The organism is Paenibacillus sp. FSL R5-0636 (assembly GCF_037974255.1).
GTDB lineage: Bacteria > Bacillota > Bacilli > Paenibacillales > Paenibacillaceae > Paenibacillus_AQ > Paenibacillus_AQ odorifer.
The window spans coordinates 420,142-432,242 of the sequence record NZ_CP150232.1 but is presented as its reverse complement, the minus strand read 5'-3'; the positions used below and the strand labels follow the sequence as shown (position 1 = coordinate 432,242).

The 12,101-nt window shown below is 48.6% G+C and carries 9 protein-coding genes; 2 read left to right on the top strand and 7 right to left on the bottom strand.

The window, feature by feature from the left end; genetic code table 11:
- Nucleotides 1-109: 109 nt before the first annotated feature.
- Both MKX34_RS01895 and odhB read left to right on the top strand, forming a co-directional pair.
- Nucleotides 110-2,977: a 2-oxoglutarate dehydrogenase E1 component gene (locus MKX34_RS01895; RefSeq protein WP_036682783.1), complete on the top strand. Its 2,868-nt coding sequence runs from the start codon at nt 110-112 to the stop codon at nt 2,975-2,977.
- A 52-nt stretch (nt 2,978-3,029) separates the two neighbouring features.
- The gene (odhB, locus tag MKX34_RS01890) at nt 3,030-4,316 is read left to right on the top strand and encodes a 2-oxoglutarate dehydrogenase complex dihydrolipoyllysine-residue succinyltransferase (protein WP_076297270.1); all 1,287 of its coding nucleotides are present in this window, start codon (nt 3,030-3,032) and stop codon (nt 4,314-4,316) included.
- Nucleotides 4,317-4,962: 646 nt separating this feature from the next.
- On the opposite strand, the gene MKX34_RS01885 is transcribed toward odhB, so the two are convergent.
- The 7 genes from MKX34_RS01885 to MKX34_RS01855 all read right to left on the bottom strand — a co-directional run bounded on the left by MKX34_RS01885 (nt 4,963) and on the right by MKX34_RS01855 (nt 12,069).
- On the bottom strand, nt 4,963-5,925 hold the full coding sequence (locus MKX34_RS01885) for a hypothetical protein (RefSeq protein ID WP_076297269.1): 963 nt from the start codon (nt 5,923-5,925) through the stop codon (nt 4,963-4,965).
- A complete protein-coding gene (locus tag MKX34_RS01880) occupies nt 5,886-6,455 on the bottom strand; it encodes an RNA polymerase sigma factor (RefSeq protein ID WP_339204285.1) in 570 nt (189 codons plus the stop codon). The genes MKX34_RS01885 and MKX34_RS01880 overlap by 40 nt, the downstream gene beginning before the upstream one ends.
- A gap of 365 nt (nt 6,456-6,820) precedes the next feature.
- The gene (locus tag MKX34_RS01875) at nt 6,821-8,569 is read right to left on the bottom strand and encodes a hypothetical protein (RefSeq protein WP_076297267.1); all 1,749 of its coding nucleotides are present in this window, start codon (nt 8,567-8,569) and stop codon (nt 6,821-6,823) included.
- Between the two features lie 28 nt (nt 8,570-8,597).
- Nucleotides 8,598-9,284 (bottom strand): hypothetical protein, encoded by a 687-nt coding sequence (locus MKX34_RS01870; protein ID WP_038568362.1) that lies wholly within the window; start codon nt 9,282-9,284, stop codon nt 8,598-8,600.
- Nucleotides 9,284-10,234 (bottom strand): TIM barrel protein, encoded by a 951-nt coding sequence (locus tag MKX34_RS01865; protein WP_076297266.1) that lies wholly within the window; start codon nt 10,232-10,234, stop codon nt 9,284-9,286. The genes MKX34_RS01870 and MKX34_RS01865 overlap by 1 nt, the downstream gene beginning before the upstream one ends.
- A 34-nt stretch (nt 10,235-10,268) precedes the next feature.
- Entirely contained in the window at nt 10,269-11,141 is an 873-nt protein-coding gene (locus MKX34_RS01860; RefSeq protein WP_038568356.1) for a carbohydrate ABC transporter permease, read from the bottom strand.
- 25 nt (nt 11,142-11,166) lie between these two features.
- Nucleotides 11,167-12,069 carry an ABC transporter permease subunit gene (locus MKX34_RS01855; RefSeq protein ID WP_038568353.1) on the bottom strand — a complete coding sequence of 301 codons (903 nt, stop codon included), beginning with the start codon at nt 12,067-12,069 and terminating at the stop codon, nt 11,167-11,169.
- Nucleotides 12,070-12,101 lie beyond the last annotated feature (32 nt).

Sequence of the window (12,101 nt, the reverse complement as noted above, 5' to 3'; positions counted from 1 at the left end):
CTGAAAGTAGCACAATAAGATGAGAAATGAAACCGCAATCATCACAGCTCCAGTAAGCGTTGACACAAAATGTCACGTATGGAGTTCATCCGTTAAGGAGGATGTATTCATGGCAGCCAAAGAGCCCTATAACGAATCCATTTGGAGTAAGTATTACGGACCCAATTTAGGCTACATTCAAGAAAGATATGAACAGTTTGTGAAAGATCCCTCCACCGTAGAAAATAATTATCGCGAGCTTTTTACAAATTCGGGACCCCCTCCCCTAACTCCGGATAGCGAACCGGCTCCTCAGCCGCGCATCTCGGGAGACACCGAATGGCTTAGAAAAGCAGTAAGAGCTTCCAAGCTAATCGCCAATATTCGTATATATGGCCATATGGCCGCTGAAATTGATCCGCTGGTACGCGATCAGAATCCCATGGCAAAATATCTTGAGCCTGAAACCTATGGGCTGACCCGCGAAGACCTGATTGCACTACCTGCCACGCTTATATGGGAAAATGCGCCGAATGATGTGCATACCGGGTGGGATGCCGTGCAACGTATGCGTCAGGCATACACCAAGACTATCGCCTATGAATTCGGGCATGTGCATGAAGAAAAAGAACTGCAATGGCTAAATAGACAGGCAGAATCCACCAGCTCACCAGCACCCCTGAATAATACAGAACGCAAAGAGCTCCTGAACCGCCTGATTCAGGTAGAGCAATTTGAAACCTTCCTCCACAAGACTTTTGTAGGTCAGAAGCGTTTCAGTCTTGAAGGCAATGATGCTCTTGTGCCGATGTTAGACGAAATCGTACGCGCTGCTGCACATGACGGTGCAGAGCATATTTTGATGGGCATGGCGCATCGCGGTCGCCTCAACGTTCTTGCACATATTTTGGGCAAACCTTATGATATCATATTTTCAGAGTTTCATCATTCTCCGAACAAGGAGCTTTTCCCTTCCGAAGGCTCCACAGGCATTAACTATGGCTGGACAGGTGATGTGAAATACCATCTCGGTGCAGACCGTGCTGTCCGTGAAGGAGAAACCGTACGCACAAGAATAACACTAGCGAATAACCCAAGTCACTTGGAATTCGTCAATCCTGTCGTGGAAGGTTTCACTCGTGCCGCACAAGAAGACCGGAGCACTGCAGGATTGCCGAAGATTGATACCAGTAAAGCTATGGCGGTGCTGATGCATGGTGATGCTGCTTTTCCAGGTGAAGGAATTGTTGCAGAAACGCTTAATATCGGCAAACTTCAAGGTTATCAAAATGGTGGGACGATCCATATCATTGTTAATAACCGAATTGGTTTTACGACTGAAAGTGAAGATTCCCGTTCTACGCATTATGCGAGTGACATCGCCAAAGGGTATGAAATCCCGATAGTCCATGTCAACGCTGATGACCCAGAGGCCTGCGTAGCAGCCGTACGTTTAGCTAGCGCATACCGCCATCAATTCAAAAAAGATTTCGTAATTGATCTCATCGGCTACCGCCGTCATGGTCACAACGAAATGGATGATCCTGAAACCACACAACCTATTGTCTACGGCAAGGTTCGCAATCATCCGACCGTCTACAAGGTTTATGCAGAGAGACTGAAAAACGAAAAGGTTCTTACCGCCGAAGACGTACAAAAGATGAATGCTGAAGCAGAAAGCGTATTGCAGCGTGCGTACGATAATATGAAGGAAGGCAATCATAAGAAAAAAGAACCCAAAGCCTTCATTCCTCTACAAACGGACCGCGCAGCGGCAAACACTACAGCGGTATCCATCTCCAGCCTGCAGGAGATCAATCGTGAACTGTTGACGGTTCCAGCTGGATTCCAGGTTTATCCGAAGCTGGAGCGCATTTTACAACGTCGTAAAGATGCACTGAATGAGGGTGAAAAGGTCGACTGGGCACTGGCTGAAACGTTAGCCTTCGCTACCATTTTGAAAAATGGGACGCCCATCCGACTGAGCGGTCAAGATGCCCAACGCGGAACCTTCGCACATCGCCATCTGGTGCTGCACGACAGTAAAACAGGAGATTTATTCTCTCCGCTACATCAGCTAAGCGATTCCCGTGCCTCCTTTGGCGTATACAACAGTCCATTGTCAGAGGCATCAGTATTAGGCTTTGAATATGGTTATAATGTGTTCGCACCGGAAACCTTCGTAATCTGGGAAGCACAGTATGGTGATTTCGCCAATGCGGGTCAGGTTATTTTTGACCAGTTCATTGCGGCTGGACGCGCCAAATGGACACAGCGCAGCAATCTCGTCATCATGCTGCCGCATGGCTACGAAGGACAGGGACCTGAGCACTCCAGCGGTAGGCTGGAACGGTTCTTGCAGCTATCCGCTGAGGAGAACTGGACAGTCGCTAATCTGACTACCGCTTCGCAATATTTCCATCTGCTGCGGCGCCAAGCAGCGTTATGCGGGCAGGAAGATGCTAGACCGCTAGTCATTATGACGCCGAAAAGTCTCATTCGGAATACGCGCAGCACTTCTGCCGGAACCGAGCTGGCTTCAGGACAATTCAAGCCTGTATTAGCTGAATCTTTGCTTGGCCAGAAACCAAGTGAAGTTAAACGGCTCGTAGTCTGCAGCGGTAAAGTGGCTATCGACATCCAAACAGAACTGGAAGCAGCACAGGATAAGGATTGGTCATGGCTGCATGTTCTTCGCCTAGAGCAGCTTTATCCGTTCCCGGAACAAGAGTTAAGCGAACATTTAAACTCCTTCAGCTCCCTTCAGGAAATTGTCTGGGTGCAAGAAGAGCCGAAAAATATGGGCGGCTGGAGCTATAGTGAGCCTCGGTTACGCGCCATCGCACCAAAGAATGCCGGCGTAAGATATATCGGCCGTCCGGAACGTTCCAGCCCGGCCAGTGGTTATGCAGATGTGCATAGCTTCGAACAACGTAGAATTGTAACAGAAGCCCTAAAATCAAATTCGAACGTACAAGCGGCTGTACCGTCCTCTTAAGAGGACGGTATCACAATAGCGTAAACCATTATGTTTGGGGAGGAAACGGCCTGTGTCAGAAATCTTAGTACCCGATCTGGGAGAATCCATATCCGAAGGAACCATCTACAAATGGCTGGTTAAAGAAGGCGACACGGTAGGTCAAGGCGATGTGCTCGCTGAGCTGGAAACGGATAAAGTCAATCTGGAAATTAGTGCAGAGGTGGAGGGTGTCATCTCCACCATCCTGCGTCAAGCGGGCGAGAACGTAGCCGTTGGCGAAGCCATCGGCATCATTGGAGCCGCAAGCGGCAGTACGCCGCGGGCCGCTGAAAGCGAAGCCGAAGCGCCTAAAGCGGCACCGGCAGGCGGCAACGCAGTAGCAGCCGTCGCGCCTGTAGCCGCGCCCGAAGTGCCTGCAGCAGGTGGCGACAGCCACGCTGCATTGGCATCGCCGGGCGCACGCAAGCTGGCACGGGAGCGCGGCATCGACCTCGGCGAGGTTAGCGCCCGTGATCCTATCGGCCGGATTGGTCAGGCCGATGTGTCCGGTCATGGTGCAGCAGCGCCGCAGGCCGCTGCACCGGTAGCTCCGGCGCCGCAAGGCAAGCCGGAGCCAGCGAAGCCGGCAGCGAGCAAAGCCACGCCGGACGAGGGCAAAAACGTGGAGCGCAAGCGCATGTCGCGCAGACGGCTCACGATTGCCAGCCGCTTGGTCGAAGCGCAGCAGACCGCGGCCATGCTTACCACCTTCAACGAGGTGGACATGACAGCGATCCTCGACATCCGCAAGCGCCGCAAGGATGCATTTAAAGAGAAACATGAAGTTGGACTAGGCTTCATGTCCTTCTTCACCAAAGCCGTGATCGGTGCGCTTAAAACCTATCCACTGCTGAACGCCGAGATCGACGGTGAAGATCTGGTCGTTAAGAAATTCTACGACATCGGTATTGCTGTTGCAGCGAAAGAAGGACTTGTAGTTCCAGTAGTCCGTGATGCGGATCGGCTCAGCTTCCCGGAAATCGAGCGCCAAATTGGCGAGCTCGCTTCCAAAGCACGCGCCAATACGCTCAGCCTCTCCGAGCTGCAAGGCGGAACATTCACCATCACCAACGGTGGCGTATTCGGCTCCTTGTTATCCACACCGATTCTGAATACACCACAGGTGGGTATTCTAGGGATGCATAAGATCCAACTGCGTCCGATCGCGCTGGACGAAGAAAGAACCGTAAACCGTCCAATGATGTACATCGCCCTTTCCTATGATCACCGGATCGTTGACGGCTCTGAAGCGGTAAGCTTCCTCGTCAAAGTGAAGGAATTGCTGGAAGATCCAGAAGCACTGTTGTTAGAAGGCTAACGCTCTTCGACTTTTCGACTTAAGAATATAAAGAAGGTATCCCTGCAGCTCTCGCTTGGGGGATACCTTCTTTTATATCTGGATCGACTTGCTGCCTTCCCTGCATACGATTTAACTGTATTTTATACACTTATTTATTTCTAATCCGCTCATATCCTCTTCTCTAATTGCATTCTCTACAACTAAAATCCGTAAAAACGTCTATTTCCACTAATCTAACCAGTAATAACTGTATCAAATACAACTAAAGGACCTATATACAGAATATTAGTGAACTTTAATTGCACATAATACAACTAACTTAGCGAATGCACCTACAAACTACTAACTACTAACTACTAACTACTAACTACTAACTACTAACTACTAACTACTAACTACTAACTACTAACTACTAACTACTAACTACTAACTACTAACTACTAACTACTAACTACTAACTACTAACTTCAAACCTCAAACCTCAAACTTCAAACCTCAAACTTCAAACCTCAAACCTCAAACTTCAAACCTCAAACTTCAAACCTCAAACCTCAAACCTCAAACTTCAAACTTCAAACTTCAAACTTCAAACTTCAAACTTCAAACCTCAAACCTCAAACCTCAAACTTCAAACTTCAAACTTCAAACTTCAAACTTCAAAACTCTACTTCAATAGCTCCTCAGCCAGCTGTAAAAATTGCTCCATGGTCAAAATCTCATCTCCATAGCTGGTGAGTGTATAATACGCGTCCTGCTTCTCGTTATACCAATTCAGATAATCATAGCTGACTTCTTCCCTTACTACCTTGTTATAGATAACTTCTGTGCCTGCGACTGTGAGCTTATTAGCTTGATTCTCAGATGTTTGTTCCACGAAAACCTTGCCGCCATGCATGAGCGTTGCTGAGATCCCTATAAAAGCATTGTTCTTCGAATAAGTTACACTTAGCCCCCCTGGCTCGGACCACGGTATAGCCTTCATAAACAAATTGCGCGTCCCCTTGTCCTTATTTGCCTGAGCGGTAAGATCATTTAATGTTTCCTTATACAGAGAACCTAGCTTAGCTGTATCCGTAGTCGGAGAATTAGGATGGATTACACCATATTTAAAAGCGTACCCCGCTGCCGTTTCGGGAAGCATTGGCGCCCCTGTTCTTTTGATTTCTTTTATAAAGTCAGAATACGCATCTATCCGCTGCTCTTTATACTTAAACTGCAATTCTGTCGCCAAGCCTGCTGCACCTGCTTTATTTTTCACAAGATAGCCGATCAATTCACCCGGTTTAGCGAACTGTTCTGCTTGCTGCGCATATTTATCATAAGAAGACCTCTCTGCAGATTCGGTCGGCGCAACATGTTGAACCTTCACTACTCCTTCACTATTGCGGATTTGGATATATTCAGATGCAGCATACGCAGTCACAGAGATCAGCAGAAACAGCGTTAACATGCTAGCCACTGCCGTTGTTTTATTCATCACCCGCAGCGAGAACGATCGCTTTCGACCTGTTATGCCAGTAATACGCCCCATGACCTTATCTTCTACATCTACCTCATCCAAAAGTTCATTGCCAGCCGAGGCATAAATTATATCTTGGTATTCATTGCTGATTTTGTTTCTTTCCATGTGATCTCCTCCTCCGACTTCATAGCTTCCTGAACCTTTAGCTTGATCCGATTCATTCTTTTAGTTAGCGCATTGGGACTGACCCCTAGAATCTCACTTATCTCTGCATAAGTTTGTTCCTCAAACACCCGCAGAATAAGCATGTTTCTCTCCTCAAGCGACAATCGCGCTAAAGATGCAGACAATGAAGGACTATACAACCGAGCATCCAGCTCCTGTTCAGGGCTTGCAGACAGTACTTCCGGACGAAAAATACGCATGACTTGCTTGTGCAGACGACGCCTGCGCAGCAGATTTAAGCAATGATGATATGCGATACGATAGAGCCAAGCCGAGAAATGCATTTGCGATTTGTATTGCTGGATAGATTGATAACCCTTTACCAAAATATCCTGAACCGCGTCCTCCGCATCCTGCTTGTTTTCTAACAAACGATAGCAATAGCGATAGATCGGCTTTTGGAATGCTCTGACAATTAAAGCATACTGCTCGGAATCCCCCTCCTGAATCCTAACGATTAGCTCTTCCAACTCTGTCGAGTCTAGCGAATCCTGTGGCGATGTAAGCACCTCCTTAACCTTTATATCTCTATAACACTTGACTGCCGAAAAAAGTGCCTATGTAAACCAAACTAAAGGAAATTTTATAAAAGGTGATAATCACAGCTTCGGAGAATATTTGAATTTCTGACGGCTGGTGTGCCCGGATTTCTTACTTATACCATTATGCACGGTTAAAATCTGGTGAGTCTATGCTTAGCAGATGCATAACAAAACCTCCCATTAGACCTGATAACTCCAGGTTTGCTTCTAATGGAAGGTTTTTTAATAAGGCTTCATTATTCTAAGACTGAGGTGTAACTTCAAAGCCTACTAGATTGTAAATTGTACAAAGGCTACTCTCTTATCATGGAAGGAGATAGAGTGATCGTAATCGTCTTATCGAACGAGGTCATAAAATTGACCAACACCGCCTTGCAGTTATCCTGCAGCTTCGCCTCACGCACCGTAGCCGCCAGATGGCCAAGCTCGCCCCCTGTCAGTTCAATCCAGTCCTCTTCACAACTATAGCGGAGGTTACCGCCGTTCCAGAGATAATGGTCCTCTCCGACAGCCTGCAATTCGCCCGAAGTGAAACATCCTTCCCGTCCAAAAACGAAAGACAACTGTGTCATAACCTCTCTAGGCTCCTCAGCATGCAACCGGAGGGTCCACCCTCTGTCCGTACGCTGAACCTCCGTCTCCACACGGAATGTCTGTTCATGCGTAAGTGCGCGGCTCTGGTGCGGGAGCAGATACCAAGGGCTTACCGGCTCCGCAGATGTTTGCGGAAGCAGTTCGCCTTCGACAGGACCGTAATACCCCTTCTTTTGTTCTCCTGACAGGTGGTATCCTTCCGGCAATTTGACCATTTTCTGCATCGGTACATATCCCGGAGAAAAGTAAGAAGCCAGCTGCACTGCAAGCAGCCTGACGGCACCGTGACGGAGTGCAAAAAAAGACGGCGTCTCCGTAATTAAGGTCACGCTAGTGTTCCCGTCCCTGTAGCGCGCAACCGGTGCTCCGAAATCAGTATGCAGCCGGCTGTGGTAAATTCGCCCTTGATGGCCGGACTTCTCCATACCCTGCAGATAGCCGTGTCGCGGAAAATCGCCGTTCAGTATTTTCTCATATTTTACAGGCAGAGCTGCCGAATCTTCAAAAGGTTGCTGAAGCTCCGGCTCCAGCAGCATCCGTACAAGTACGTTGACAGAGCAGACCCCCGGATTTTCCAGTGCACTGCCTGCCCATTCGGCCATCCCCGCAAACAATGGCTCCTTATCGAAACGGGCCAGAATAGCGTACGGTAAATAATATGGAGACAGGTCGTGAAAGCTCCCCAGATCCTGGCGCCCAGAATAATCGGTCACAACTTCGCCCTTAGGATGCACCAAATAGACCATCATGTGTAAATTCAGACGAACTGGCTCCAGCAACTGGGGCCGATCCAGCAGACGAGCGGCATGAATCAGCATGATGTCGCTGACCGCACTATAAATACCGTTGCTGCGTTCCGTCCATTCTCCATCAGGTGTAATATCCATCCCTTCCGCCAACCACTGATCCGCCCGCTGGACAGCCTCCTCCAGTCCGAACAGTTCATGCAGAAATCCCAGTGCTGCACACAATACCCAACGGTGATTCGGCGTGTGACAGCCCCCTGTAAGCATGACGGGAATAGTTCGCTTAAGAAACAGAAGCATATTATCAAGCACCTGTTGCAGTGGTGCCCAATCCTGCGACGCCAACAGTTGGTATAGCTGAGCGTAGCCGACGATGACAAAGGCTGTGTCCGGGGGAGAATGATAGTTCGTCCAGCCCGGAGAGATCGAGCCATCCTCATGTTGTGCACGCAGCACGAACTCCGTCGCCAGCAGCAGGCGGGCCAGAAGCAGCTCATCACGGTAGAATGCGGAACCCGGGTTAACCAGAGCCGCTCCCCAATAACACATATCGGTTGGTGTGCCGGTCGTATGATTAACCCAGGCAACGCCAGTACCCGGATCTATTGTCCCTCCGTAATAGCGGCTCGTCGGATCAAGTACCTGCCGGGATAATCCCTCCACTGACGCTCTATCATTACTGGCTACCAGTTGCTTGTACATTATACTTCCCTCCATGTTAACAATCTGCTCAATGTCTGGGTGGTAACAGGAGCTGAAGCCGCACCAGCTCTTGTCGGATACGTTCAGGAATTTCCGTGAACAGTTGAATCCAAGAAACGAACAATTCCTCCCGGTCCGCATATTCCCAGATCGAATAGGACAGGGAAGGCGTGAACCGGCAGGTTTGCAGATAACGGTGGACAAGACGGTCAGTTTCTTCATCCGATGCCAGTATATCGCGGAAAAAGTCACCATAAATCAGACCCTCCGCACCTGCCCCATCCTGTGTACTGGATGCGAATCCTGGTAACAGCTCAAAGACTTCAGGGAACGGGGCGAGGGCATGCTTGCCGGGTTGGACATAGAGGTCCACCCGTGTTCCGCTTAGATTGCTGCCCCCGCGCAGCAGCGCTTTAAGAAATTTCCCGTGAAAGCTCGCTTCGGCATCCACCACTTCCCCGTTTCTACCGATGTAAACCCACACATGCTCCAGATCATATAAATGCTGAATATCATAATCGTAATAAATCGCGTATTCCACAACGAACTGCACATCCGGATGCTTCACAGCTAGACGGCGCCGGAAGGAAGGAGACTCCTCCTCCTGCCGCATCACCGTTATACCGAGACGTACCGGAAAAAACGGCTCGTTCTGATCGAAAAATAAGCGCGGAGCATACTTCATAGCTAACCTACGGTCTTCATCGTTCAACATCAGACCTGCCCTCTACGCGCCAATTTGGCCATAAGCAGCCGATGACTTTCATCAATTTCTTCCGGCTGGCAAGCTGCCTTCAGCTCATACACTTTGACCTGCGCCCGTTCAATCATCGGCAGATACGCATCATAGAATTCCATATTCCCGCTGTTTACATAAGGGCACCAGTGGTCAGACAGACCGATGGTCTCATGAATGTGAACACCTACAATATCATCCATCAGACCTTCCATTTCCCCCACACTGTCGTACAAACCCAAACGGTCCATCATAATGGCATGCCCGGTGTCATACCATATGCCCACAGGCGCTCCCTTTAGCGCCTTAATAATCGTTTTGGCTTCCGCAAGCGTCGGAATCTGCTGCGGTTTGGAACGTGTTTCGATACCAAAGCGGACGTTTAGCCCCTCAGAAACTGCCCGGTTACATACTTCATCTAGGCTTTCAATAATTTTCTGCACATAGCCGGCGCTGTAAGCTTCCCGCCGCTCCATCAGTTCCGCCCATTTGCTGCGATAAGCGTTAGAATCTCTACCCTCTCCGTTATAAATTTGCTCCAGCTCTTTGCTGATATCATTTGGAAAGGGTACCTCACCGGGATGCACAACAACGGCTTCTCCTCCGTAACGCTGAGCGTACTTAGCCGAGCCAATCAGCAGCTCAATCGCCCGCTGCCGCTTCTCCTCATCCTCAAAACCTAGCAGCACGGAATCTGTGCCATAATCGGAGTCATGCACATGCGGGAAGGTGTTGTGGACACTGGAGATCCCCATCTCCCCCCGCTCAAGCATCGGCTCGATCGTTTCCAGCATTTCCTTAGTCACATTATAGTTCAGCTCCACCCGCTGAAAGCCGAGATCGCGGATTTCCCGCAGCATGGCGTCACCGGCAGTGTGGCGTTTAATGTTCCAGCAAGTTGAGAACGAAAATATGCCTTTGTCCTCCATAATTATGTTTTCCTCCCTTGTTACAGCTTACGGTTCAACCTTTTACGGCACCAAGCATTACCCCGCTGACAAAATATTTCTGCAGCCATGGATATACGGCAAGGATCGGTACTGTTGCAAAGATAACAGTGGCCGCTTTTAGGCTCTCTGGTGTCAGTGGGGTCCGGTTAGCACCTTCCATTTGTGTCAGTTCGGATACCATGTTGTTCTGCACCATCTGGAACAGCTTAAGCTGGAGCGGATACAAATCAGGATTATTGATATACATCAGAGAATCCTGAAAGCCGTTCCACCTTCCCACTGCGTAGAAAAGAGCCAACGTGGCCATAACCGGCATGGATAGCGGCAATATAATACTCATCAGTGTACGAAGATGGGAACTGCCATCGATCTCGGCGGATTCCTCCAGGCTGGCAGGAATGTTATTGAAAAAGGAGATCAGGATAATCAGGTTAAAGGGGCTGACCAGACCTGGCAGAATAAGCGACCAGACCGAATTAATCAAATGTAAATCACGGATCAACAAATATTCAGGAATAATACCACCGCTGAAAAACATGGTGATAACGATCAGATACATAAAAAATTTGCGGCCCTTCAATTTTCTTTTGGTCAGCGGATAAGCTGCTGCGACAGTGAAAAGCATACATAGCACCGTTGTGGCAAACGTCAGAATAACCGTAAAGACAAGAGAGCGGATCATCGCATTATTGGAAAAAACATTAATGTATGCATTCCAGTTCAATTCAATGGGGAAAATCGTTACTTCTCCAGAAGTAATTGCCCGGTTGGAACTAAGCGACACGGCAATCACATGCAAAAACGGAGCCAAGCAGAACAACACGAACAAGGCAACAAACGTTATATTGACGATATCGAATATCCGGTTTGAGGTACGTTCACTCATAGCACTCCGCCTCCTTCTTTCTTTATCATAAAATACCGTCTCCGGTCACTTTTTTCGAAATATAGTTGGAGCCAAAAATAAACACCAGTCCCACCACAGCCTGGAACAATCCGACTACGGTAGCCAACGTATATTGTCCGGATTCTAGACCCACCCGGTACACAAAGGTACTAAGCACATCAGAATACTCACGCACAGCAGTGTTACCGATAATGTAAGGACGGTCAAAACCGATGCTGACCATCTTCCCCAGATTGAGGATAAGCAGCGTCACGATAGTTGGTTTTATACTGGGAAGCGTAATGTAACGGATTTTCTTCAGCCTTGTCGCTCCATCCACTTCAGCAGCTTCAAACAGCTCTCGGTTGACACCGGTTAACGCCGCCAGATAAAGGATAGTCCCCCAACCAGCACTTTGCCAGACGCCTGTGAATAAGTAAGTGATCAGCCAGGGATTTTTTTCAGTCAGAAACGGAATGGGAGTAAGGCCTAAGCTCTCCAGCACACCGTTCACCATACCGGACTGGTTGCCGAATAATTGATACACAATCCCCCCGATGATCACCCAGGAAATAAAGTGGGGGATATACAAAATCGTCTGCGATATTTTCTTGAACCACACCGAACGAATTTCGAACAGCATAATCGCCAGGATAATCGGAGCCGGAAAAGAGACCAGCAAATCCAGAAAATTCAGCATAAAGGTATTGCGCAAGGTGGTATAGAACTCTCTCATTCCAAAAACCTCGCGGAACGCATCAAAGCCGATCCACTCGCTGCCTCCAATCCCTTGAAACAAATTGAAATCCTTAAAAGCAATCTGCACACCATACATCGGACCATAGCGGAAGATCAGGAAATAAATAATAGGCAGCGAAAGCAGCGCGTACAATTGCCAATACCGTCTAAAGTATGTCGCTTTGCTCAAGTCGTTTTCCTCCTAAGGAGAAAAACCGGGTG